Raw genomic sequence first — 23,802 nt, forward strand, 5'->3', positions numbered from 1 at the left:
TCCCTCAATTTCGCCCTTCTTTAAGGGCGCGAAACCGTACCCATCGCCATGGATACCATCAGGTAACTGAACCCTGACGATAACAGGTTGATGCCCAGCAGCAAACCGATTGCCCATGTTGCCGAACTAGGCAATTCAGCAAAGATCAGGATACCGGCCAGAACCGAAATCCCGCCCGAAAGCAGCATCCATTTCCAGCCCGGAAACTGTTTGAGCCAAAGCGCCATCATGGTTTCAAAAAGACCGTGCAAGACAAAGGCAATCGCCAAAAGAACGGTCAGGGTGACAATGCCGCCTTCCGGCATGAAGGCAAGCCACCCACCGATCAGCGCAAAGACAGCCCCCTGAATGACATCAAGACTGCGGCGCGTGGGTGTATCGGCATTCCAGGCACCGTAAAAATGGCCAAGCGCCCCGATCAGAAACAGCCAGCCAATCACGGTTTTAAAGGCAATTGTCGTGACAAAGGGAAAGGCCACCGCCAGCACACCCAAGATCAGCATCACAATCCCGACCGTGCGCAACCGTTTACGCCCCTTTTCCAAAAGGCCACGCATTTCCGGCGTTCCGTCATTGACGATCAAGGTCATGGTAAGGTGCTCCTGACTGCTATGGGGCGCAGCAACATCAACTTGAAATTGCTTCGAAGTATAAACCCAACGCTTTGAGAATAGAACAAGTTCCCGGTTTCGACGGGACCAAACGAACCAAACGACCGCAACGCAAGCGCCCGCGGTCTTTTCTGAAACGATTATAAAAAAATGGTGATAACTGGTTCACTATCGCAGGCTTTGACACGGCGCTTTCAAGGGTTTATTCAAATTCACAAGCTTTCCAATCGGGATGGAAACTCGTGTATTTCACGCCGTTAAACTGCCTGGCTGCCAGACGCACGCTGTCACTTTGTGTGGCGTGGTTGTTGCTGGTTAACGCGCTGTTTTTCGGCTTCATGCATGCGCCGGTCGCCCTTGAAGCGGTGCCGACAGCCGACACGCAAGTTTCCCAAACCTATGTCCCGCTGATCATCTGTACCGCGAATGGCATCAAAACCATTTCGGTCCCAGCCGAGTTTGCCGAAGATCGCACCGCCCATCCGCACAGCTCGGATGCCTTTGACGGTTTCCAGTGTGCGAGTTGCGGCCTAGGCAACCATGCGGCCGGCATGCCGGTTGAACCGGAATTGCCACTGGTCCATCGGGTGCGCCTATCGAACAAGGTCACAGCCCTTCACATCACCGCACGCCTGCATGACTTCTGCCCGATTGCAGCGTCGCCACGTGCACCGCCCGTTGCCATCTGATCCGGTTTCTGATTGCGGCCGTTATATGCTAGCGCGGCCTTCATGGTCCTTTGACGTCACAACTGTATCTGCAGTGCTTGGGGTCGTATCCGATCTGAAACCTTTTTCCAGCCGAAAACCGGCACATACCGGGCATTCCCCGGTTCACAGACTGGTGTCGATACGCGACGGCTTTGCCGCGTATCTGTAAATTTGCCAATGGGAGATCCCCATGAACAAAGACGACGCCTTGCACCTATTGGAAAAACTTGCCGAACCCGCTGTTTTGACATTGCCGGCAGATGCCAGCATCGGCCACCACGCCGAGGACCACACATATGTTTACATTGTGCAGGCCGGGCTGGCTTTGCGCTGCAAATACACTGAACAGGGCGAAAGACAGGTTTGTCGCGTCTATCGTCCCGGCGATGCGATCGGCCTTGAAATGCTGGCCGTGACCGACCCGTCATTGGTGATTGAGACCATCGCACCGTCGGTGATCAAACGTGTCCCGATTCAGCGGGTCCGTCTTGCCCAGCAAAATGACGCCCGCGCGCAAGCCGCAATGATGTCGCTTCTCGCAAGCGAGGTCATGGATGGTCAGCAGCTCAAGATCAGCTTTGGCACCGGATCGGCCATGCGCCGGATTTGCCGGTTCCTGTTATGGTCAGCCCATAATGATCTGGTAGCACTGCCCAACCGCGAAAAGCTTGGCAATATTGTCGCCACCACGACCGAAACGGCCAGTCGCATGATCGCCAATCTGAAACGCGAAGGGGCGATTGTGCGCAATCCGCGCATGCCATCGACCATGCGCATTGACCGCGACAAGCTGTGCAAGGTCGCAGGTGAGCCGCAACAACAAACCGCGGCCTGAAACGACAAAAACGCACCGGGATAATTTCCGGTGCGTTTTTCTTTCAGGCCGTCTTTGGTGCAGGCCAGATGCGCCTTGATCAGGATTGCGCGATCGGGAACTGCGCGGGCGAAGTCAGATTGGCCTTAAGCAGGTTTTCCATATCGCCTGCATTGATCGGCTTGCTGAAATAGAAGCCCTGAACCTCGTCCACCCCTTCGGATGCGATATGTTCAAGCTGGGTTTCGGTTTCAATGCCTTCGACATTGACCGCCATGCCAAATGACCGCGCCAGGAACACCACCGCGCGCACGATGGCGGCATTGCCATCGGAACTGTCAATATCAATGATGAACGACCGGTCGATCTTGATCTTGTCCACCGGGAAACGTTTGAGATAGGCGAGTGACGAATAACCCGTACCGAAATCATCAATCGCAATCCGGATGCCCTGATTACGCAGGATACCCAGCGTGATGGCCGCTTCGCGCGGGTTGTCCATAACCGCCCCTTCGGTTACTTCGAACTGCAACTGATGGGGGTCAAGTTCGGTGCGCGAAAGCACTTCGCCGACACTTTCAATCAGGTCCTCATGACGGGCAAGCTCAAGCGGCGACAGATTGACCGAAATCGTCAGATCGCCATAGCCAGCATCACGCCATGCCTTGGTCTGTTCGCAGGCACGGTTCAAAACCCATTTGCCGATATCGGCAATGATGCCCATGCGTTCGGCCACCGGGATGAAATCAACCGGGCTGACCTGTCCACGGGATGGGCTGAACCAGCGCACCAGGGCTTCCATGCCGATGATACGATGACCGCCAATATCAATGATCGGCTGATAGAAAAGCTCGAGTTCGTCATTTTCAATCGCATGGCTGAGGTCGCGTTCCATCGCCTTGCGTTCCTGAACCTCGACCTGAAGCTTCGGTTCAAAGAAGTGATAGCGATTGCGCCCCTCGGCCTTGGAGCAATAAAGCGCCAGATCGGCATTACGCAGCAGGTCTTTTTCATCGCGACCATCCTGCGGATACATGCATATCCCAACAGATGTCGATGCCTGCACTTCGTTGCCATCAAGCATGAAACGCTCGGAAACACGTTCGATCAAGCGCTGCGCGACAAAGGTCACTTCCTCGACCGAGCCGGGCTCATGGATCAGGACGGCAAATTCATCCCCGCCCAGACGCGCAACCACGTCCTCGTTGCGCAGGCAAACCCGCATGCGCTCCCCCACCCCCTGCAAGAGCAGGTCGCCAATCGGATGGCCCAGCGTATCGTTGATGTCCTTGAAGTTATCAAGATCAAACATCATCAGGACAAAGTGGCTGCGTTCGCGCTTGCTGCGCTCGACCGCGGCTGCCAGACGCTCCTGGAACAGGGTCCGGTTGGGAAGCCCCGTCAAACCATCATGATGGGCCAGGAACTGAATGCGGGCTTCGCTGCGCTTGCGGTCGGTAATATCAGTGATCGAACCATCGATCAGAACCGGGCGTCCCTGATCATCACGAACCAGACGGGCATTTTCCTCGACCCAGATGATCTTGCCATCGGCCCGGCGCATTTCGGTTTCAAATCCGTGTACTGCCCCGTCACGCAGCAACCGGCCGGTGATGCGCAAACGGCTGACCGGGTTCAGGTAATGGAAGGACCAATCCTGTTCCTTGTTGATCAGCTCGTCGACCGTTTCATAGCCAAGAATCGATGCGAATGCCGGGTTGGCCGAATGCACACGACCAAGCGGAATGCTCTGGAACAGGCCCTCGGCCGAGTTTTCGAAAATGCCGCGGAATTTTTCTTCGGCATGGCGCAGTGCGCGTTCAACGGAAAGCTTTTCTGTCACGTCCTGCCCGATGCAGATCACACCGGCAACATCGCCATCTTCGCCGAAATGCGCGCGGGCATTCCATTGCAGCAAACGTACTTCGCCGTCGCGGCGCTTGAACGAGAAGACCTCGTCCTTGATGATTTCACCTGACAGCAACCGGCGCACGGCCATACGAACCCGCGCACGGTCATCCTCGACCAGCAGGAAGTCAAAGAAGTTCTGCCCGGCGGCCTCCATCCAGGAATAGCCAAATGTCCATTCGCATTCGCGGTTATATTCAAGAATGCGCCCCTCGGCGTCGAGGAACATGATCACGCTACCGGCGGTTTGCACAAGGGCGCGATAGCGTTCCTGACGGCGGCGCAAATCATATTCTGCCTGCCGGCTTTTAGTAATGTCGGTGATGGTGACACTGTAACCCAGCAACACCCCGCCTTCGCCGCGAATTTCGGTGGCGTTCACCCGCACCCAAAGCTGGCTGCCATCGGCCCGGCGCATTTCCAGATCGCGGGCATGCACCCCCTTGCCCGATGCAAGGTCGCGCCGTAGCTGAACGCGGTCGTTGTCGCTGGCATAAAACGTTTCCGGATGGCGGAAATAGGCCTGTGTCAGTTCGCGCACGGATTCATAATTAAACAGCGACGCGGTTTCTTCATTCACGCTGGTAATGGTGCCTTCGGCGTTCAGCTCGATAATGCCATGCACGGCATGTTCAAGCGCGCGGCGATAACTTTCCTCGCGCGTGCGTTCCTGCCCGAACAGCACCAGACAGCCCGATGTATCGAGCGTGATATATTGCCAGAAGAAGAACCGTTGCCCGTAATGCATGGTCCGGGTGTTTTCGGAATCAAACTGCGGACCTTTTTCGCTGACCAGTGGGCGCTGGTCATTCGGGTGCGTCAGATCAAGCGGCGAAGAAAGCCCCATCTCAAGGGCAAGCTGTTCGGCCGCGCGGTTGGCACTGCGTAACCGGCCATCATGTTCCACCAGCAAGACCGGCAGCGGGGAGATCAGCGATCCAATCCCCGAAGACACATTGGCATCAATAATCGTAAAGCGGATAAAAGTCCGGCGACCGATGGTCAGCGACCAGCCAAAGATAATGCGCGCGGTATCACGGAAACCGCAGGCGACATGATGATATCCATGGTTTTCAAGAAGGCACTCGGATAATTCCTTGATCGGATCGCACAGGCCTTCGATGACATCAGGGGAAACCCACTGACCAACCTGCACGCCATGATCATAGGTATCGCGCCAAGCCGCGTTTACAAGCATTCGCCCTTCGTCTGGATCATATGCTCCAGACGGCAAACACAGGTGGCTGATCAACGCCGTCAACGTACCGACGGAATCGATTGCGTTGATGTCTCCCATAGCGGCTTTATTCGTCATGTTTGTTGTCGCTGCGCGACCATAACTGCTACCCCATGCAGTGCAAAGCCAAATTTTCCCCGACGAGAGCCAATAACCCCAATCATTCCGCTTGCATTTTTATAGCGGCTTCATTTTTCGTTCTTCTGATCGCACACGCCGTGTTTTTCACGGCTTTCTGCGCCCGTGCGACCGGTGCAAACAGAATGAACGCGATTTCACTACATATTCCTTAAAATCCCTGAAATTTCATCGCTTAGCTGTTGCCCATGGAAGGTTATCGTCATACCATCGGGCGGCTCGGGGGTTTTCACACTGTCCGGATAAAAACGTCTCTTGTCCGGATAAACAGCGTTTCAGGGAACCATCCTCGAAAAGGAGTAACCAACGTGATTTCGCATCAGGACGCCTTGATCTACACAATGGTTATGGTTTCGGCCGCCGATAATGACATCACCGATGCCGAACTTTCCGCGATGGGCCGCCGGGTCCGTTATCTTCCGATTTTTGCCGGGTTTGACAATGATGGCGTGACCAGTGTTGCGCGCGATTGTGCCAAACTGCTTGGCGAAGAAGACGGCATGGACCGCGCGCTGGATCTGATCCGCGATGCCCTGCCGCGCAAACTGCGCGAAACGGCCTATGTCTTTGCCTGCGAAATCGTCCTTTCCGACAGCGAAATCAGCCAGGAAGAACTGCGTATTCTGGAATTGCTGCGCCACCGCCTTGATATCGACCGCTTGGTCGGATCGGCGATTGAACGCGCCATGGCGGCACGCTATGTCCGGCCGGGTGATTTCTAAACTCAGCATTTTGTCTGGCGTCATCAGCATAAAAAAACAGGATGGCCTGTAAGATCAAAATTGCGGAACCAAAAGCGCGCTTGGGGCGTTAGCCCAGAACCCGCTGCTTTCACGGATGCCGCAATGTGATATGGCCTGACTGACAAACTCTATCGACTTCGTGAACCCATTGCTGGCCGGGTTTGCGTTGCCTGTTCTGATTTTGCCACCGCCACTTACGATCGCCATACAAAGGAACTGCTGTCATGACCGCTCTTGCCGGGGAAAACATTGCCTTTATCGGACTTGGATTGATGGGGCGTCCGATGGCGCTTAATCTTGAAAAGGCCGGTGCGGTTCTGACCGTCAACACCCGCAATCCAGAAACGCTTAATGCCTTTGAAGACCTTGGTATCGCAACTGCCGGAACCCCGGCCGATGCCGTGGCCGAGGCTGATATTGTCATCATCTGTGTGGCCAACACGGTCGCGCTTGAAAATGTCCTTCTGGGCGAAGACGGTATTATCGACGGCATGGAAGAAGGCACGATTGTCATCGATATGGGCACAACCTCGGTCGAAGCCACCCGTCGTTTTGCCGATGCGGTTGATGAGGCCGGCGGCACCTGGATTGATGCCCCGGTATCGGGCGGCACGCACGGGGCTGAAAACGGCACCCTTTCGATCATGGTTGGGGCGGATAAGGAAGATTTCGAACGTGCGCGCCGCGTGTTTGATGTTCTGGGCGCACGCGTTACCCATGTTGGTGACGTCAGTTCCGGTCAGATCGCCAAGGCCGCCAACCAGATGATTGTCGGCATCACCATTGGTGCGGTTGCCGAAGCCTTTTCAATGGCCGATGAAGCCAATGTCGATTTGGACAAGCTGCGCTCCGCGCTCACCGGTGGTTTTGCCGATTCAGCGATCCTTCAAAAGCATGGCGAACGCATGATCGAACGCAATTTCGTGCCGGGCGGCAAGGTCGTCACCCAGCGCAAGGACCTGTTCCAGGCGCTTGAGTTTTCCGAAGGCGAACTGGGTGTCGAACTGCCGATCACCCGCCTTGCCATGGAGCTGTATGACGAACTGATCGAAATGGGCGATGGCGATCTCGATCACTCCGCCCTGATCAAAGTCTATGAAGAAGACTGATCCCGTTTCCGTCGAACTGACATCGGTTTTAACCTGCCCCGAATGCGGGCATGTCGAAACCGAAACCATGCCGACCGACGCCTGCCAGTATTTCTATGACTGCAAGGGCTGCGGCGCTGTTTTGCGACCCAAACCGGGTGACTGCTGCGTTTTCTGTTCCTATGGCAGCGTCCCCTGCCCACCGATCCAGTTGCATGGCCGGGGAAAAGATGGCGGCTGTTGCGGACACGGTAACTAGGGTCCAAACTCATTCAAATGACCGACCCGGCAATTGATATGAGAGAAATGGCAAGGAAAAGCCCGCAGATCGGGCTGATCCCCGACCAAGGGATTTGACGCAGAGGCTTTCTCTCATATCAGTTGTCCTTCGGATCACCCGGATTTGCACGGGCTACTTTGTCGCAAAACATTGAAAGATATATATCTTCCTGCGTTTTTGCTTCGCGTATCCGCACAAATCCGGGAGACCGGGACGATTATTTGAATGAGTTTGGCCCCTAGGTCCCCGAAAAATCAGGCAACAATGCCCGGCTTGTGACTGCCGATCCGATAAAGGTAAAGTCGATCAGACCCTGTTTTCATCGGCACTTCGCCAAAGGCCTGCCAGCCCGGAATGGCGAAGGCGCGTGAAATCACAATGCCGCCGCTTGTCATCCGTTCGGCCAAAACATCACCGACATCGCTCATCACCCGCGGATCAAGGAAACAGACCACAACATCCCCCGGGTTGCGATCAAGGGTGCGAAAATCAGCCCGGATAAAATCAAGATTGGGCTTGGCGGCCAGAACGGCACGCATACGGCTGATGGCATATGGGATTGGCGAAAGCTCGATCCCCGTCACTTTGACGTCCGGCCGGGCTCGCGCAATCGCCAAAGCAAGATCACCCCAGCCCGATCCGAAATCGCTCACCATCTTGGTATCATTCGGTATATAGGCGATGATTTCCTCGGCCGCCTTGGGTGATGTCGGCATCGGAACCGCACGCAGACGGATTGCATAAACCGCAATCAGCGCCAAAATAATCCCGACAAGGGCCAGTACGGATAAATCAGTCATCAACCATCCAGATATGTTAGGGTCCGCTCCGGGCAGTCGTGCCACAGGCTTGCATATACCGCAAGTCGCGCTAAAAGCACGAAACAAAGTCATTTGCAGAAGATCGAAGTCATGAGCCACGAAGAAATCGACAGCCGCGTCACAGAGCTTGAAACACAGCTTACCCACATGGAAACCGTCGTCAGCGACCTGTCCGACATGATCAAATCCCAGTGGGACCGCATTGATATGCTCGAACGTCAGAACAAATTAATGACGTCTGATATTAAACGCATGATCGATTTCCTGCGTACAGCACCAGAAGACGACGCACCACCACCGCATTATTGATGGCATTGCGGTCCGTCGATTTCGGCTGCCATCCCGCGCACTTGAAAGACCGATGTGACCAACTTTTATCTCGACATACCCACCTTTGACGCCTTCGAAAAAGTTTTGGATGGCGGGGTTTACCATGCCCTGCCAGATGACTGGTGGGTTGGCACGTCCGATGTCATCGGATCGACCAAGGCGGTCGAAGCAGGGCGATACAAGGACGTCAATATGGTCGGCGCATCGGTTATTTGCGCCGTCAGTAACGCGCTTGGCCATTCCGACTACCCGTTCCTGTTTGGCGGCGATGGGGCCAGTTTCGCCTGCCCGCCTGATAAAATCGACGCCGTGCGCGATGCCATGGCGGCCACTGCGACCTGGGCGGTTGAGACACTTGATCTTGGATTGCGGGTTGGGCTGGTCAGGATTTCCGATATCCGTGCGGCCAACCGTGATGTGCGTGTTGCCCGCTATGCTGTTTCCGATCCTGTATCCTATGCCATGTTTGCCGGTGGCGGCATGCAATGGGCCGAAGACCAGATGAAGCAGGGCAACAACCTGATCCCGCCTGCCCAATCCGGCAGCCGCCCGGACCTGACCGGGCTGTCATGCCGCTGGTCACCGATCCGGGCCGAGGGATCAGACGTCATCCTGTCGATCATTGTCGCCCCGCGCGATGACCGCGCGCGGTTTGACGAAACCGTGGGCAATCTGTTTGCCATCCTTGATGACAGCCCGCGCAAAAGCAGCCCGATTCCAGCAAGCGGCCCAGACGTCGCCTTTCCGCCGCCCGGCCTGCATCTTGAGGCCGAGGCGACCAAACATAAGGAAGGCGGCTATATCAAAGCCTGGCTCAAGGCGCTTTATATCGCGCTGATCGCGGCCATCCTGATGAAAACCGGCTGGAAGCTCGGCGCGTTTGATCCGCGCCGCTATCGCGATTACACCGGCTATAATACCGACTTCCGAAAATTCGGTGATGGCCTGTGGATGACGGTGATGTGCAGTGCCGCGCGCGCCGAAGAAGTCGAAGCCCACCTGCACGCCGCCGAGCTCAGCGGTGCCGTGCATTTCGGCACCCACCGCCAACGCAGTGCCATCATGACCTGCATCGTGCCATCGATCACCAATGATGCGCATTTCCATTTCCTCGATGGTGGCGAAGGCGGCTATACGGCTGCCGCAACCGCCTTCAAGGCAAAGGTCAAACGCGACAGGAATGCTACCCCCGCACCTTCTAATGCATGAAATGCATCAATTGTTGCGAAACAATAGATTTCTTGCATGGCCGTCCTGTTTAGCGGACACTCCCCTGATCCCGGAATGATCAGGACAGCCCCATGGACACCCGCGAGCTTGAAACCCTTATCGCTGTTGCCGACGCGCAATCCTTTCACGGTGCCGCAGATCGCCTTGGCCTGACACAGCCCGCCGTCACCCGCCGGATCCAGCGCCTTGAAGAACGTATTGGCAAAAGCCTGTTTGATCGCACGACAAAGCCACTGCAACCGACCATCGCCGGCCACCGGGCGCTTACCGAGGCCCGCGATCTTCTGCGTCGCCTTGACGGGTTCAGTGATTCGGTTGCCGGTAACACCAAACGCCACGGCCCGTTCCGGCTTGGACTAAGCCACGGGGCAGCCCCGCTTCTGGCCGCCAACGAACTCCGCGCCCTCCACCAAGCGTTCCCGGATATGTCGCTTTCGATCAAGATGGGCTGGTCGGCGGAGCTTCTGCCGCTTCTGCGCCGGGGCGAAATTGATGCGATGCTCTCGCTTGATGGGCCAAACGGCATTGTTGGCGGGGTGCAAAGCCGTGATTTGCCAGCCAGCCTGTCACCACAAACCCTGCTTGATGACCATATCGTCGCCATCGGCCCGAAATCCGGCCGTGATCATCCATCCAATATTGCCGAGCTTGCCCAAAACCCGATGATTCTGATGCCCGAAGGTTGCACCTTCCGCGCACTTGGAAATGCATGGGCGCATAAAAACGGGGTCGAATTTACCTCGGTCCTTGAGGTGTCCGCCCTTGAATTGCAGATCGAAATGGTCGCCGCCGGGGCCGGATACGGCATCATGGCACGGCGTTTCTGCCTGCACAGCCCGGCAGCTGATCGCATCAAAATCCTTGATATTCCCGGCATGAACTGGGGCATGGCGATCACGCTGATTCGCCGCGCCTCAAGTTCCGATCTTGATGACATTATCGACAAGGTCGGGGAGCTTGTGATGGAAGCTGGTAAAATATCCAACATCGATCATGCAGAAATGTTATCAGCTTCATAATCCGAATGAATTGGACGCATGCCACCACCGCGTTCACTATCACAACAACAAAACAGGTATCTCGCCGGAGAAAACGTCATGAGCCCCACTCAAAGCCCTACCCGTATGGCGCTTTTGCGCGCCACCAAATGGTTTCCCTGGATCGTATTGCTGTGTGGCGGCCTTGTGCTGTCGCTTAACCTTGGTGTGCGTCAGTCGCTCGGGCTTTTCATTCCAAACATGCTCAATGACACCGGCTGGAGTGCGGCAACATTCGGTCTGGCCTTTGCCATTCAAAACCTGATGTGGGGTGTTTCGGCCCCGATTGCTGGCGCCCTAGCGGATCGTTTTGGCACCACGCGCACCCTGATTGGTGGGGCTGCGATCTATGCCGCTGGCCTTTACATGATGGGCACCTCAAGCTCGCCCGGTGAACTGCACCTGACGGCTGGCTTCCTGATTGGTACCGGGGTTGGCTCCACCAGTTTCCCGGTCATTCTGGCCGCCATCAGCCGTGTCTTCCCGCCCCATAAGCGCAGCTTTGCACTTGGCCTTGCCTCGGCTGGTGGCTCCGTCGGGCAGTTTGTCATGGCTCCGACCGCGCAGATGCTCAACGGCTCGCTTGGGTATGTCACGACACTTATGATTTTGGCCGCCATTGCCATGCTGATGGTCCCGGCCGCCTTTGCGCTCACCGGCAAGGCCGATGGCCATAGCCCAACGGCAACACCCGACCTTGGCCCGCAAGGTTTGATGGCAGCCTTCCACGAGGCGCGCAAACATCGCGGCTTCATGTTGCTCAATGCCGGCTTCTTTGTCTGTGGCTTCCACGTTGCCGTAGTCACCACCCACCTGCCGACCTTCACCGCCCTTTGCGGCCTGCCAAGTTCGGTCGCGGCCGAAGGTCTGGCTTTGATCGGCCTGTTTAACATCTTTGGCACGCTGACGGCGGGTTGGGCCGGCGGACGGTTTAGCAAGAAGTTCGGTCTGTCGTTTATTTACGGCATGCGGGCTGTGGTCATTCTGATCTTTATCTTTGCGCCCCAAACCTCTGAAACCATCTTGCTGTTTTCCGCGACACTTGGCGCGCTTTGGTTGTCCACCGTTCCGCTCACCAGTGGCCTGATCGCACAGGTTTTCGGTCCGCGTTACATGGCCACCCTGTTTGGCATTGTCATGCTCAGCCACCAGATCGGCGCGTTCTTTGGCGCCTGGATGGGCGGGATCGTCTATGACATGACTGGCAATTTCGATGCTGTCTGGTGGGTCTCGGTCGCACTTGGCGTCTTTGCCGCCCTTGTGCATATGCCAATCGATGATCGTGAACTGCGCTCGACTGCCAAGGCATAACGCGAGCGGCACGTGCCCGTTTCACCAATATCAAGCAGCGCCGGACACCAATCTGGCGCTGCTTTTTTTGATCTCTTTTCCAACCATCTGCTTTGCGCTAAAACGCAAGCCATGGACAGACCGATATATATCACCCCCGAAGGGCTGGACGCCCTTAAATCCGAACTCGACCACCTTTGGAAAAAGGAACGGCCGGAAGTCGTCGCAGTCGTCCATTGGGCGGCGGGCAATGGCGATCGTTCGGAAAACGGGGATTACATCTATGGCAAAAAGCGCCTGCGCGAAATTGATCGCCGCGTGCGTTATCTGCGCAAGCGGATCGAAGATGCCGTGGTCGTCCGTTCCGAAGAACAACCTGATCATGCCCACATCTTCTTTGGCGCCACCGTCACCTACGTCAATGCACGTGACGAGGAAAAAACCATCCGCATCGTCGGCGAGGACGAGGCAGATAGCCTCAATGGCAAGATCAGCTGGATTTCGCCTGTGGCCCGCGCCCTGATGAAATCAGGTGTCGGCGATGTCGTGACCGTCCGTACCCCGGCGGGTGAGGACGAGCTGGAAGTGCTTGAGATCAGCTATCCGGTGTAACGTTACATCCGGCTTTTGACCCGACGTGTTGGTTCGGCAACTTGCGGATCGTCGGGCCAGTAATGTTTGGGGTAGCGCCCCTTCATCTCGGCCTTTACCTGCGCATAGGACCCGTTCCAGAACCCTATCAGGTCACTTGTGACCTGAATGGGTCGTTGTGCCGGGCTTAGCAGATGAAGCGTCACCGCAACCTTGCCATTCGCCACCTTGGGCGTTTCGGTCGCACCAAACATTTCCTGCATCCGCACCGGAAGAGCCGGTGTCTCGCCGCTATAATCAATGCGCATGTTTGAGCCGGTTGGCACTTGCCAATGGCTCGGGGCCAGACGATCCATTTCCTGTCGCTGGTTCCAGTCAATCCCGGCGAGCAATGCCTCTGACAGGTTGATCTGTTTGAGCTGACTGCGTTTGGTAATGCCCGAGAGGTAAGGTGCAATCCAGTCTTCAAGCGATCCCAGAAGGCCGTCATCAGAAACATCAGGCCAAACTTCACCATCTACGCGGTGCAGGAACGCCAGCCGTTCGCGAAGGCCCTCTGATGCCTTGTCCCATGGCAGGCAATGCAGGCCTAGCTTGCGGATACCCTCAATCATGGCGGCCGCAATCGCATCGGGATCGGCTTCGTCATGGGTGGCTTTTTCATCCAACACCAGCGCGCCAATCCGGCGTTGCCAGCGCGCCGCCACCGCATCGCTTTGACTGTCCCAGAAGACTTCGGTGCCTTCGGAAATCTGATTGGCAAAATGGGTTTCAAGGGTGGCGCGCGCCACCGGGGCGGCAAGGTAAATCTTGGCTTCGCGCGCCTGCCCGTCCAGTTCCGCCACGGCGATATAGGGTTCCGACGCCAGACTATCTTCATTGGGCAAAACACCACCACGCCCGCCGGACAAGCGATAGCGCGCATCCGCGCCCTTGCGCCGTTCGCCAATCCGGTCGGGATAGGCAAAGGCCAAAAGCAACCCGACCTCATCAGCATGATCGACCTTTCCACCCCCCGATTTATCAAGCCCGGCTTGTTTGGCTGCATCGCGCAATCGACGGGCAAGTTGTTTGGCGGCCTCGGAGATCATTTTGGTTGCGCGACCCTTGATGATCGCCTCCACGCGGATACGTAAATCCGCTCCGCGCCCGCGCATGAAATCACGGTCGGACAGGAGTGCGGCCAAGGCACAGGCAACCTCATCCAGACCAAGCTGTGCACTAAGCAACATCATATGCGCCAATCTGGGATGGACCGGCAATCCGGCCATGGCGGTGCCCATCGGCGTAATGCGGTTTTCACCATCAAGCGCCTCAAGCCCGCGCAAAACATCGCGCGCCTGATCAACCTTGGCGGCGTCCGGCACATCCAGCCACGGCAGGGCTTTGGGATCCGTGACACCCCAGCGCGCCAGCTCCAGCGTCAGGGGTGCCAGATCGGCCTCAGCAATTTCGGGCGCAGTAAACGGTGCCCGGGCACGTTGTTCATTTTCCGGCCACAGGCGATAACAAACGCCCGGCTCCAACCGCCCGGCACGGCCCCGGCGTTGCTCGGCACTGGCTTGCGATGACTTGACCGTCACCAGCCGAGTCATGCCCGATGCCGGATCAAAGCGCGGCAGGCGTTGAAGGCCGCTATCAACCACCACCCGGATACCATCAATTGTCAGCGACGTTTCGGCAATGGCCGTCGCCAGCACCACCTTGCGCTTGCCGTCCGGTGCTGGCTGAATCGCGATATCCTGCGCCTTGGCATCCATCGCGCCATACAGCGGGGCGATGATGACGTCATTCCCCACCGCATCCTTAAGCGCGCTCTCCACCCGGGTGATTTCACCTTGCCCCGGCAGGAAGGCCAGGATCGATCCGCTTTCCTCCCGCAGGGCCGTTTTGATCGCGGCGGTCATTTCCACATCGATGCGGGTATTGCCCCATTTATCGGGTTTGGTCGGGATATATTTGGTTTCAACCGGATAGGCACGTCCTTCAGATGTGATCACCGGGCACCCGCCCATCAGATCGGCAATCGGCCCGCCATCAAGAGTCGCGGACATGACCACAAGGCGCAGATCATCACGCAGCGCCCCTTGTGTTTCAAGCGCAAGTGCGAGGCCCAGATCGGCATCCAATGATCGTTCATGAAATTCGTCAAACAGGATGGCAGCAATGCCGGGAAGCTCCGGATCATCCTGAATCATGCGGACCAGAATACCCTCGGTCACGACCTCGATCTTTGTATCCTTGGAAACCTTGCTATCGAACCGCACGCGATAGCCCACACGCCCACCAACCGCCTCACCCAGCAACTGCGCCATGCGCCGCGCACTGGCGCGCGCGGCCAGACGCCGGGGCTCCAGCATGATGATCTTCTGATCGCCCCTCCATGCGCAGTCCAGCAACGCCAAGGGCACCTTGGTCGTCTTGCCCGCCCCAGGCGGGGCCTGCAGCACGGCACTGGTGCCGTTTTCCAACGCGGAAATAACATCCGGCAGGACGGCATCAATTGGCAGGGTGGGAGATTCTGAGGTCATGGCAGCTTTACGATCACACAAGGCGAACAGGTTCGCCATATTGCCTCAACAAAGTATCAGCGGTCAGGAGCAATATGCCCTCCGCCTTTGCCTGTGCAATGAGAATTCGATCAAACGGATCCTTATGCACAGGAGGCAGCGTATCAACAGTTACCGCATGTTCACTCAACATGGGGAGTTCCACATAGCCATTATCAAGCATCGCCCTGCGAATGAGCCGCGGGTTTGCCTTGAAGTCGGGCCTTTCCAGTGCATTCTTGGTCGTGATTTCCCAAATATTGATCGGGCTGAAAAGAAGTTCGTTTTCCGTATCAGAAATCATCTTGCGGGCCTCAAGCGACAAACGATCATTGCCCTTTGCAGTCCACAAGATCAGTTGGGTATCCAGCAATAACTTCATCAGCCAACCCCAAACATTTCTTCAATCTCATCCTGGCCCATGCGATTGAAATCATCCGGAATCAGAATTTCTTCATCTTTCAAAAAGCCGATACGTTTCGGGACTACTGCGTCTTCCTGATAAGCCGACATTTGCACAACAGGTTTGCCCGCCTTTGCAATGACAAGGTGCTCACCACTCATGACGCGCGCGATCAAGCGCGACAAATGGGTTTTGGCCTCATGAATATTAACGATGCCCATCACATCCTCCAATTAGACTAAGTTAACTTAGCCTATATTATTTCTGCGCAGAATGCGATTGGGATTTCATAAAGACAATCCCGCGCTCTCCACCAATCCGCTGCAGGGTTTTCATCCCGCGCGTCAGACCATAAAGCGTTTCCATCGCCCCCGCTGCCTTGGCGCGCGATGCCGCTACTCGCGTTATGTCGTAGAGCTTCCGAAATGCTGGTTCTGGCAGGCTGCTCAAAGCCGTTTCGGTTGCCTCCCGCTTCGGATCGGGATGGGTAAAGCTCAATGGCGCGGTCGGGTCAAAATTCGGCATGGAGTGATCTTGCAGGGTTTGGTGCGTTCCGGTCCGTTTTTTCTATCACAATTGACAGCGCCCAGACCATCCAGGCTTGCGTCCAGCGGATATAATTGCGCCGATCCGGCTCCCACCGACCAAGCCCTGCAAAGAACAGATCGCGCTCCGAATCAAAAAGCTTTTCTGCAGACCAAACTGCTATCCGCATCGCCCCACCGGTATCCCCAAACCGGATCAGGCTCCCCATCGCCTGCGCCACTGCATGCGCATCAAGATACCCATCCCGTCCGGCGTAGCTTCGTGGTAGGCCATACTGATCAAAACACTGTGCTCGACAGAACTGCCAGCCACGCGCAATCGCATCCGAAACTCCATTCATGCCCGCGGCGCGAAACCGATCCAGCAAATCAAGAACGTAGCCCGTGTGAAACCCGTCCACGAACCGGTGGTGGGATCGCGTGCCGTAAGGCCAACTGCCATCAGCCTTTTGCGCGGCGCGAACCCGCTCCACCGCCTGCGTCGTTTTGTCATTCGGCCCGATCACCCGATGCAGCGCAAACGCCGCCCACAGGCTGGCATTGTGGATTTCAACATTGGTGTGATCAAAATAGGTGAAATAGCCACCCCGCCAGAGCTTGCTTTCAATGAGGCTTGCCGCCTGCTGGAGGGTGGGATGATCCTTTGCCAATCCGCTTTCGATCAGGGCGTCGACAACGAAACTCGTGACAATCGCACTGCTTTGATGGCGGCAGGCATGAAACGCGCGTGCCTGCCATTCAAACGGATATCCCCAGCCACCATCGGGATTTTGCATTTTCAACAATTGATCGCGCACATCGCAAAGCACTACACCCTTCGCCGCGCCACCCAGCAAAGCCAGCGTCTTGGGATTAACCATCAGCGGAATGCGTGCTGCTTTCCGCAAGACATCCGGACCCCGCTTGATCGCCTGCAGCCACGCCAAGCGCGCAAGGCGAAACCGCCCAAGCCTACTTGCCCGGAATACCGCACTTTCAAGCCCATCAAATGGATCGGCTCCTGCGAATTCAGCGGCCATCATGCGCGTAAGTACCCTGTCCCGGATATCAATCAGGTGATCCCTATCCATGCTTCGCCCCCTCACGCGCGGCAATCCCGGCGGCTATCCCGCAGCAAATCAGGTAATGCCCGTAATTCAGCGCATTATCGGTCACCATGGTCAGCATCACCGACAGCAATATACAAACCGCAAGACGTGCGTGACGCACACCCCAAAGCATCACCCCCCATCCCGCAAGCCAAAGCCCGGCCCCCAGAAAACCGGTTTCAAACAGGATGCGAAAATGATCGTTATGCAGGGCACCAAAGGAGGCAAAAGACTGATAGCCAGACAGGATTTCCTCCACTGCCCCGGCCCCGAAGCCAATCCACCTTTGCCCGTTTGCCCCGCCTTGCCACAGCACCCAGAAATCCTGCCAGAAGGCCAACCGACCACTGCCGTGGGTCAGAAACAGGCGCGGCAGATAAAGGGCCGCAGCCCATCCGGCACCTGCAAGAACGACGGTCCCCACAAGCCATGTCATAGCGCGGGAAAACCGGATCATCCCGATCAGATTGACCAGCATCGCCAAAACCGCAATCCGCGTCTGGCTGAGCAAGATGGCAACACCACTTGCCGCCGCCAGCACCCCATGCCCCCGCCACCGTGCAACCGAGCAAAGCGCAAACAGGCCCAGAAACAGAAACGGCTGATTAAGACGCAAGCCCTCATGTGTCACCTGAAACGAGCTCGACAGCAGCAGATAAAGCATAAGGGCCGGAATGATCAGCCGAAGACTGTCGCGCCCGATCACGAAGCCGATCAGAAGTCCGGCAGGCAGCATCAAAATGTTGCCAATCAGACGCAGCTTTTCGAGGTTTGCACCATTCCCGGTCGCGATCACACCGATCATTGCCGCAAGGATTAACGCCCCCGCTAGAAAACCGCTTCCAAGACGGCTGCGATAGACGAAGCAGCACAAAACAGCAATCCAGAACCCCAGCAGAATAAGCTTAGCAGCCATCCCCCCCGCCGCAATCAGCCAGAGCGACGCCCCCATCGCGAGGTTCCCCAGCAACACCAGCCAGATAGGCAAAGACAGGCCTTGCCCGGCAGCACCCAGCCTTTGCCCGCCTTCCATCGCGGCTGTAGAAACGCTCTCCCTCATGGCTCTGAACCTCGCGCAAGCAACGCGACAGGCAGCTCAAATTCAGCTAGGCTAAAGCTCTTGATTTCAAAGCAGATTGGCAGACCTTGATGCTTTTGCTGGCGCAAACCTGTCTGATGGCGCAGATCATTCTCGCCCCGCTGATGCTGGGCGGACTTAGGCCATGGGCACTTGCTATTCTGACGATCCTGACAGGTGTAGGTGTTCTGGCGATCTGTCTGCGGCCTGCCCCCGTGCAAATAGGCAAACACCTGCGTTATCTCTGGCTGGCCATCGCTGCACTGATTGGCTGGTCGCTCCTGCAAAGCCTGCCCATCTGGCCCATGCAGCCATACCCGTTTGATGCGCCGCGAATTTCGCTTGCGCCTTATGGCTGGCAGAGTTTGGCCGCCTATCTGATCTGGCTTGGCGGTGTAATCACCCTGACGGCACTGGTGGCGCGACTGCAGACCCGCCTGATCCTGATCATTGCACGAACCGTCGTCATCACATGTGCCGTTCAGGTGGTCTTGGCGGCAAGTGCCGAACTGATGGGATGGCAGACTACATTCTGGTTTGCTAAGCAGGCCCATTTCGGCTACTGGACTGGCAGCTTTGCCAATCGCAATGCCTTTGGCAATTTGATGGGGTTTGGCATTGTCGCCTGCCTGTTTCTTTATCAACAATCCCGCGCGGTCAGTTTTGCCAAGCAACTTGATCAGGCCGGGGGCTGGCTGGCACTGGCGATGATTTTCTCCGTTGCCCTCATCCAAAGCCATTCGCGGCTGGCTTTCATTGCGGCGCTGGTTGGCGGCGCGTTGTTTATCATCCTGACACCTCGTGAAAACGCCAGCAACCTCAAGCGACTGCTTGGAATTGCTTTGGGTTGCATCGCGATTATCGTCGTGACGGCCTTTGCATCGCCAGATCTTTTCGTCCGGTTCACCGACCTTGGCCGCAGCGATCTGATCCAGCGTGATGATCTTTGGACCACGGCCCTGCAGGCAATTTTGGAACGCCCCGTTGCCGGCTGGGGTGCGGACAGCATTTCGCTCGTCATTGCTCATTTCGCCACCCCGGACCTGAACACCAATGCGAACTGGTTTAGCAGCCATAACCTCTGGCTCGACGGGACGATCGTATTTGGCCTCCCCGCCATGCTGATCCTGACTATGGTCCTAGTCTTCGCCCTTAAAACGGCGATCACCACAGTCCAGCAGACGGACACCCGAGGATTTCTGGTCGCATTCATTTTCATGGGATTGATTGGCAGCATTGGCGACTGGGTCATGATCATGCCGCCCCTTATTCTGCCATTGGTGATGCTGGCGATGGCAGGTTTTGAAGGCGCGCTTGCAACCCGTCGCGCAACACCTGGACGCGCGGATCACGCGGCGCAATCACCGTTGCCTGATCAAGAAGGTTTGCGCCAACCGAGAGATCCTGCTCGACCAGCATCTCAGCCTTAAGCCCCAGCAAAAGCGGATCAAATGGCATCTCAGCCAAACGTGCCTCAATTATTGTGCGGCGCCATTCATCATCACTTGAAGCGAGCGCCTGCAGAATCTCCTGCGCGTCCCGTGCAGCTACGAACCCGTCCCCATTGGCGAAACCGGCACTTTTGTTTTCAAGCTGCGACAGTGCTCGTCCCTCCGACAACAAGACCAAGCCGCCAGTGCCCAACAAGAGTAACGCAATCGCCATCAAGGCCAGTTTCATGTCAGCTGCCCCTTCATCACGCTGGATGGTTGCGCCTTACCATAGGCGGCACGGGGCTTGGCACCATTCAGCACAACGCCCTCCGGGACAATGTTTGCCGCGCGCAGTTGCGACAGGGCCTGAGCAATGTCGCGGCGTTTGCTGCGACCACAACGCAAGGCGAACAACCTGACATCGGCCAGGCCCAGAGCAATCACACCATCCGCTACCGACAGGATCGGCGGCGTATCAACAATCACATGATCAAACCGGGTGCGCAGATGCGTGATCAAATCAGGCAACTTCCCGTCAACCATCCCCGTCGCGATGCTTCCCGGCACCGGCATCCGCGCCCCAAGATATCGATACCCTTCGTCATCCCCCTGTGGGGCAAGGGCTGTATCCAGATCGACAATCCCCGACATGACATCCGTAAGGTCGTTGACCTTTTCGACGTTATACGGCCTCAGTACTGGCGGTGCAGGATCATGCAAATCCGCATCAAGAACAATCACAGATGCACCGAGGCCTGCCAGCTTTTCGGCCAAGGCATGGACAATGTGGCTTTTGCCATCGCCAGATAGTGCGGAGCCCAGCGCAATTACCTGCCCGTCCGTTCGGATTTGGGTTTCTGCATCCCGCCCCTGCACCATGATCCGCATCAGGACAGCCAGATGCCCGGCGGCCTCGTCATGGGCGGTTGCCAAATTGCCTGAGCCAGACTGGTCCGGAATGCGGGCAAAAAGCGGGATGCCTAATGCGACCTGCGGATCGAATTCATCATCAATGCTTTGATCGAAATAATGCCGCAGCAAGACAGCAACCACGGCTGCAAACATCGCAATCATGATCGCCAGCATCGCCAGATCGCGCTTGGTCGGGAATTCGGTTGCCTCCGGCAATGTTGGTGCGCGCAGGATCGCTACGTCGCCATGAAAGGCCGCCATTTCACGTCGAAGTGACTGCACCTGTTGGCCAAGCTCCTGAAGGTTGGTGCGCGCCAAGGCAACCGACCGGTTCAGGGCTGCCTGACCCTGAACACTTGTATTGCGAAGCGCCATCCGGTCTTCCCAACGATCACGTTGGGCGGTGATCAGTCGAAGCTTTTCTTCCGCCCCGGCAAGGGCGATATCCATCTGATCGGCGACATTGCCAGTCACAGCCGCCAACTCGCTTCGCAGATCATCAAGTTCGCGCTGCTTGCCCTGCATGATCGGGTGCTTGTGACCATAACGCTGATCAAGGGCGACGAATTCCTGCTTTCGGGTTTCAAGCTGCAACGAGATTTGACTTACAACCGGATGTCCCGCGACATCGGAAATCGCCAGAAGGTCATCGAGCCCCGCCGCATTCGACCGGCTTTGACGTGCCAGCCTCAAGCCCGCAACTTCCTGCCCGAGCTTTTCGGCCTGCTCATCCAGGGCATAGATGCGGTCCAGCATCCGCGCACTTTCATCAGCATCAAGAATACCGGCACCACTTTGTACGGTGGCCAGATCATTCTCCAGTCCCGCCAGTTCGTCTTGTGCCGTGTTGAACTGCAGCTCCGCCTCCGCCAGTTGCCTTCGGATGCTTGCCTTTTGCCGATCCTCGCGCTGCCAAAGATAGCTTTCAACAATCGCTAACAAGGCCTGTTGTGTAGTTTCCGGCTGCTTTGCGCTGAAGGCAACTTCGATCACCGTCGCATTGCCAACCCGTGCGGCTTCCAGCCCGCTGCGAAGCTGCAACATCGCAACTGTTTCTGGATCATCTGAAATTGGCGCATCCGGCTTCCCGGCAATCATCGCGGCGAGCTGATCAAAGATACGGCGATTCGCCTGCTCCCCTGTCAGAGAAACACCCTCTCCCCTCAAAACCGAAAGTGCTGTCGACAGGGTTTCCTGACCCTTGACCTCGGCAATCGCGGTTTCGATTTCCTGAGCAGTGACGGTGCGTCGATCCGTATCAGCCGAAAGCCGTTCCGTGATTTGTCTGTCTTGCGCAAAACCGATCTCGGCCACGGACCGATAATCGCCCTGCCAGTTGGCAATCATGCTCAAAAGCGCAATCAGAACAGAAACAAAGACGAGTACCGCCACCCCGCGCCGTTGCCAGAGAATGCCCAGCAAATCTCGTAGCGACGGATCAAACCGCTCTGTTGCCGCACGCGCCATACTATCGGGATGGTGGGGATGCTCTGTCATCTGGGGCTTCCATCCTCAAGCTCTGGAACGCCAACAGGGCTCCCGTATTGCTCGTCATCCCACAGGCGCCCGGAATCCGCATTCTCCAAGCGGACAGTAAGATAGGGATACCCCCACAATTCTTCGATTTCCGACGGTTGCACAAAGCCAATTATGGTGGGTGACGCGGTGCTTTCCGAACGCGGGGCAAGTCCAGATTGAGCGCCATCAAACATGACCGGCCGGTTCGCGCGACGCTCAAAAAGACGCTCTGCCAAATTTGCTGCACGGCTGCGCACGATGCCCGTAAGTCGATCTGGTTCGGGATGCAGACTAAGCAGTCTCAGGACCACACCACCAAGTATGGTTTCCAACAGAAATCGGCTGGTACCGCTGCCGAAGTCGAATAGACCGAGCAGCACTTCAAGGCTGTTCTCCGTAGCCTGCCAGTCGATAACAGGTCGTTCGGAACTGGGATCCTCTGACAACACAGCATTAACAAGCGCATCAATCAGCTGCGGAACATCATTCGGTTCATTGACCTTGGCGAGTTCCGTTTCAATCCAGCTGATTGCTGCCTGCCGGTTTTCTGGATCAAGCGTCATGCTTGTCGCCGGTTGGGCCTGTAGCTCGGCAGCCGATGCCAACATCGCGCAAAGGGCCAAAAGGGTCGTAACCTTTTGAATGGTCCCGCGCAGGCGTTTGAATTGAAAACTCACTACTCTTGGCAACACGAGTTTGGCAAAACCAGAAAGCCCCCGCGCATATCGCGGGATCATGTAACGCGGCTGGCACAGGATGCGCCAAAGGAACTCCAGTCCCGCCCGTTGCCAGATCATCGGGGCACGCCGAACCTTACTGGCCAAAACATCAAACGCCCCGCCAACGCCCATGGCAAAACGGCACCCTGTCTTGGGCGCAAACTGATCAACAAACCGTTCCTTGCGTGGCGACGGCAGGGCCACAAAAAGGGCATCTGGCTCGGCCGAGGCAACACACCTGGCCAACTTTTCATCATCCATCTCATAACCGTGATGTGTGCCGGCAATTATGAGCCCCGGAAAACGGGCTGGCAACGTCGCCTGTAGCTGATCGAGAACCTCCTGCCGTGCACCCAACAGGGAAACCCGCGTGCCATCTTGAGCAAACTGCGCCAGAAGATCGGTCATAAGATCGATGCCCGTTACCCGCTCAGACACCCTGCCCCCCATCAGGCGGGCAGCCCAAACAATCCCCATGCCGTCGGCCGAAAGGCAATCAGCGCGCGACAGGGCGGCAAAAAGTCTGTCATCGCGCAAGGCAGCGGGCAGTTTGCACGCATTCATACTGTGATGGCGGAAACACTTTCGGTTCTCCGTCACAGCCCCTTCGCGAAGCATGAGACCAATCGCGGCGCAGACCTGGGCGCGTCGTCGCGTATCAAGCAGCAAGCCAAAGAAGGCATATTTGTGCCGTGAAATATCGTCGCGCATGCACCACCCCTGTCACCC

General features: G+C 56.8%; 23 protein-coding genes. 12 read left to right on the forward strand and 11 right to left on the reverse strand.

The window, feature by feature from the left end:
* Window positions 1-20: 20 nt before the first annotated feature.
* Window positions 21-590 carry an HdeD family acid-resistance protein gene (locus UF64_RS15150; protein WP_044829439.1) on the reverse strand — a complete coding sequence of 190 codons (570 nt, stop codon included), beginning with the start codon at window positions 588-590 and terminating at the stop codon, window positions 21-23.
* A gap of 263 nt (window positions 591-853) precedes the next feature.
* Between UF64_RS15150 and UF64_RS15155 the strand changes: the two genes are divergently transcribed.
* The gene (locus UF64_RS15155) at window positions 854-1,300 is read left to right on the forward strand and encodes a DUF2946 family protein (RefSeq protein ID WP_044829440.1); all 447 of its coding nucleotides are present in this window, start codon (window positions 854-856) and stop codon (window positions 1,298-1,300) included.
* 211 nt (window positions 1,301-1,511) lie between these two features.
* A complete protein-coding gene (locus UF64_RS15160; RefSeq protein WP_044829441.1) occupies window positions 1,512-2,156 on the forward strand; it encodes a Crp/Fnr family transcriptional regulator in 645 nt (214 codons plus the stop codon).
* Between the two features lie 79 nt (window positions 2,157-2,235).
* Here the strand turns inward: UF64_RS15160 and UF64_RS15165 are convergent, their stop codons facing one another.
* Window positions 2,236-5,241, reverse strand: a complete 3,006-nt coding sequence (locus tag UF64_RS15165) for an EAL domain-containing protein (RefSeq protein ID WP_235285089.1) — start codon at window positions 5,239-5,241, stop codon at window positions 2,236-2,238.
* 485 nt (window positions 5,242-5,726) lie between these two features.
* Here UF64_RS15165 and UF64_RS15170 point away from each other — a divergent pair, with 485 nt between their 5' ends.
* The 3 genes from UF64_RS15170 to UF64_RS19965 all read left to right on the forward strand — a co-directional run bounded on the left by UF64_RS15170 (window position 5,727) and on the right by UF64_RS19965 (window position 7,508).
* Window positions 5,727-6,140, forward strand: coding sequence for a tellurite resistance TerB family protein (locus UF64_RS15170; protein WP_082049805.1), 414 nt, complete (start codon window positions 5,727-5,729; stop codon window positions 6,138-6,140).
* 245 nt (window positions 6,141-6,385) lie between these two features.
* Window positions 6,386-7,270, forward strand: a complete 885-nt coding sequence (locus UF64_RS15175) for an NAD(P)-dependent oxidoreductase (protein ID WP_044829444.1) — start codon at window positions 6,386-6,388, stop codon at window positions 7,268-7,270.
* A complete protein-coding gene (locus UF64_RS19965; RefSeq protein ID WP_082049807.1) occupies window positions 7,257-7,508 on the forward strand; it encodes a GDCCVxC domain-containing (seleno)protein in 252 nt (83 codons plus the stop codon). The genes UF64_RS15175 and UF64_RS19965 overlap by 14 nt, the downstream gene beginning before the upstream one ends.
* 275 nt (window positions 7,509-7,783) lie before the next feature.
* Here the strand turns inward: UF64_RS19965 and UF64_RS15185 are convergent, their stop codons facing one another.
* Window positions 7,784-8,329, reverse strand: coding sequence for a trans-aconitate 2-methyltransferase (locus UF64_RS15185; RefSeq protein WP_044829446.1), 546 nt, complete (start codon window positions 8,327-8,329; stop codon window positions 7,784-7,786).
* A 93-nt stretch (window positions 8,330-8,422) separates the two neighbouring features.
* Here UF64_RS15185 and UF64_RS15190 point away from each other — a divergent pair, with 93 nt between their 5' ends.
* From UF64_RS15190 to greB, 5 genes are all read left to right on the forward strand, one after another.
* Window positions 8,423-8,659, forward strand: a complete 237-nt coding sequence (locus UF64_RS15190) for a SlyX family protein (protein WP_235285090.1) — start codon at window positions 8,423-8,425, stop codon at window positions 8,657-8,659.
* Window positions 8,660-8,713: 54 nt separating this feature from the next.
* A complete protein-coding gene (locus UF64_RS15195) occupies window positions 8,714-9,889 on the forward strand; it encodes a DUF3095 domain-containing protein (RefSeq protein ID WP_044829448.1) in 1,176 nt (391 codons plus the stop codon).
* Between the two features lie 92 nt (window positions 9,890-9,981).
* A complete protein-coding gene (locus UF64_RS15200) occupies window positions 9,982-10,929 on the forward strand; it encodes a LysR family transcriptional regulator (RefSeq protein ID WP_044829449.1) in 948 nt (315 codons plus the stop codon).
* Window positions 10,930-11,007: 78 nt separating this feature from the next.
* Window positions 11,008-12,258: an MFS transporter gene (locus UF64_RS15205; protein ID WP_235285091.1), complete on the forward strand. Its 1,251-nt coding sequence runs from the start codon at window positions 11,008-11,010 to the stop codon at window positions 12,256-12,258.
* A gap of 111 nt (window positions 12,259-12,369) precedes the next feature.
* Window positions 12,370-12,849 carry a transcription elongation factor GreB gene (gene greB / locus UF64_RS15210; RefSeq protein ID WP_152630707.1) on the forward strand — a complete coding sequence of 160 codons (480 nt, stop codon included), beginning with the start codon at window positions 12,370-12,372 and terminating at the stop codon, window positions 12,847-12,849.
* Between the two features lie 2 nt (window positions 12,850-12,851).
* Here greB and hrpB read toward each other — a convergent pair whose 3' ends face one another.
* The 6 genes from hrpB to UF64_RS15235 are packed head-to-tail and all read right to left on the reverse strand — an operon-like array spanning window position 12,852 to window position 18,473.
* Window positions 12,852-15,359, reverse strand: coding sequence for an ATP-dependent helicase HrpB (gene hrpB / locus UF64_RS15215; RefSeq protein WP_044829584.1), 2,508 nt, complete (start codon window positions 15,357-15,359; stop codon window positions 12,852-12,854).
* A 13-nt stretch (window positions 15,360-15,372) separates the two neighbouring features.
* Window positions 15,373-15,759, reverse strand: coding sequence for a type II toxin-antitoxin system VapC family toxin (locus tag UF64_RS15220; protein WP_044829451.1), 387 nt, complete (start codon window positions 15,757-15,759; stop codon window positions 15,373-15,375).
* Window positions 15,759-16,001 carry a type II toxin-antitoxin system Phd/YefM family antitoxin gene (locus UF64_RS15225; protein ID WP_044829452.1) on the reverse strand — a complete coding sequence of 81 codons (243 nt, stop codon included), beginning with the start codon at window positions 15,999-16,001 and terminating at the stop codon, window positions 15,759-15,761. The genes UF64_RS15220 and UF64_RS15225 overlap by 1 nt, the downstream gene beginning before the upstream one ends.
* Window positions 16,002-16,038: 37 nt before the next feature.
* Window positions 16,039-16,305 (reverse strand): hypothetical protein, encoded by a 267-nt coding sequence (locus UF64_RS20185; RefSeq protein ID WP_152630708.1) that lies wholly within the window; start codon window positions 16,303-16,305, stop codon window positions 16,039-16,041.
* Window positions 16,292-17,395, reverse strand: a complete 1,104-nt coding sequence (locus UF64_RS15230; protein ID WP_152630709.1) for a prenyltransferase/squalene oxidase repeat-containing protein — start codon at window positions 17,393-17,395, stop codon at window positions 16,292-16,294. Before UF64_RS15230 ends, UF64_RS20185 begins: the two co-directional genes overlap by 14 nt.
* Window positions 17,388-18,473, reverse strand: coding sequence for an O-antigen ligase domain-containing protein (locus UF64_RS15235; RefSeq protein ID WP_235285092.1), 1,086 nt, complete (start codon window positions 18,471-18,473; stop codon window positions 17,388-17,390). The genes UF64_RS15230 and UF64_RS15235 overlap by 8 nt, the downstream gene beginning before the upstream one ends.
* A gap of 116 nt (window positions 18,474-18,589) precedes the next feature.
* On the opposite strand from UF64_RS15235, the gene UF64_RS15240 reads away from it, so the two are divergent.
* Window positions 18,590-19,921 carry an O-antigen ligase gene (locus UF64_RS15240; RefSeq protein WP_235285093.1) on the forward strand — a complete coding sequence of 444 codons (1,332 nt, stop codon included), beginning with the start codon at window positions 18,590-18,592 and terminating at the stop codon, window positions 19,919-19,921.
* Between the two features lie 246 nt (window positions 19,922-20,167).
* Here the strand turns inward: UF64_RS15240 and UF64_RS15245 are convergent, their stop codons facing one another.
* A complete protein-coding gene (locus tag UF64_RS15245; protein WP_152630710.1) occupies window positions 20,168-22,333 on the reverse strand; it encodes a hypothetical protein in 2,166 nt (721 codons plus the stop codon).
* On the reverse strand, window positions 22,330-23,550 hold the full coding sequence (locus UF64_RS19775) for a WecB/TagA/CpsF family glycosyltransferase (protein WP_369792963.1): 1,221 nt from the start codon (window positions 23,548-23,550) through the stop codon (window positions 22,330-22,332). The genes UF64_RS15245 and UF64_RS19775 overlap by 4 nt, the downstream gene beginning before the upstream one ends.
* Here UF64_RS19775 and UF64_RS20960 point away from each other — a divergent pair.
* Complete coding sequence (locus UF64_RS20960) at window positions 23,452-23,769, forward strand: hypothetical protein (RefSeq protein WP_235285106.1); 318 nt, start codon at window positions 23,452-23,454, stop codon at window positions 23,767-23,769. The genes UF64_RS19775 and UF64_RS20960 overlap by 99 nt on opposite strands.
* The last annotated feature ends 33 nt before the right edge of the window (window positions 23,770-23,802 follow it).

This window comes from Thalassospira sp. HJ (assembly GCF_000948415.1).
GTDB lineage: Bacteria > Pseudomonadota > Alphaproteobacteria > Rhodospirillales > Thalassospiraceae > Thalassospira.

Coding starts and splice junctions, on each gene's coding strand:
- UF64_RS15185 (WP_044829446.1), bottom strand. CDS start 8,329: ATGACTGATTTATCCGTACTGGCCCTTGTCGGGATTATTTTGGCGCTG.
- UF64_RS19775 (WP_369792963.1), bottom strand. CDS start 23,550: ATGGGGATTGTTTGGGCTGCCCGCCTGATGGGGGGCAGGGTGTCTGAG.
- UF64_RS15165 (WP_235285089.1), bottom strand. CDS start 5,241: ATGCTTGTAAACGCGGCTTGGCGCGATACCTATGATCATGGCGTGCAG.
- UF64_RS15150 (WP_044829439.1), bottom strand. CDS start 590: ATGACCTTGATCGTCAATGACGGAACGCCGGAAATGCGTGGCCTTTTG.
- UF64_RS15240 (WP_235285093.1), top strand. CDS start 18,590: ATGGCGCAGATCATTCTCGCCCCGCTGATGCTGGGCGGACTTAGGCCA.
- UF64_RS15205 (WP_235285091.1), top strand. CDS start 11,008: ATGAGCCCCACTCAAAGCCCTACCCGTATGGCGCTTTTGCGCGCCACC.
- UF64_RS20185 (WP_152630708.1), bottom strand. CDS start 16,305: ATGCCGAATTTTGACCCGACCGCGCCATTGAGCTTTACCCATCCCGAT.
- UF64_RS15220 (WP_044829451.1), bottom strand. CDS start 15,759: ATGAAGTTATTGCTGGATACCCAACTGATCTTGTGGACTGCAAAGGGC.
- greB (WP_152630707.1), top strand. CDS start 12,370: ATGGACAGACCGATATATATCACCCCCGAAGGGCTGGACGCCCTTAAA.
- UF64_RS15235 (WP_235285092.1), bottom strand. CDS start 18,473: ATGAGGGAGAGCGTTTCTACAGCCGCGATGGAAGGCGGGCAAAGGCTG.
- UF64_RS15245 (WP_152630710.1), bottom strand. CDS start 22,333: ATGACAGAGCATCCCCACCATCCCGATAGTATGGCGCGTGCGGCAACA.
- UF64_RS15230 (WP_152630709.1), bottom strand. CDS start 17,395: ATGGATAGGGATCACCTGATTGATATCCGGGACAGGGTACTTACGCGC.
- UF64_RS15160 (WP_044829441.1), top strand. CDS start 1,512: ATGAACAAAGACGACGCCTTGCACCTATTGGAAAAACTTGCCGAACCC.
- UF64_RS19965 (WP_082049807.1), top strand. CDS start 7,257: ATGAAGAAGACTGATCCCGTTTCCGTCGAACTGACATCGGTTTTAACC.
- UF64_RS15200 (WP_044829449.1), top strand. CDS start 9,982: ATGGACACCCGCGAGCTTGAAACCCTTATCGCTGTTGCCGACGCGCAA.
- hrpB (WP_044829584.1), bottom strand. CDS start 15,359: ATGACCTCAGAATCTCCCACCCTGCCAATTGATGCCGTCCTGCCGGAT.
- UF64_RS15225 (WP_044829452.1), bottom strand. CDS start 16,001: ATGGGCATCGTTAATATTCATGAGGCCAAAACCCATTTGTCGCGCTTG.
- UF64_RS15175 (WP_044829444.1), top strand. CDS start 6,386: ATGACCGCTCTTGCCGGGGAAAACATTGCCTTTATCGGACTTGGATTG.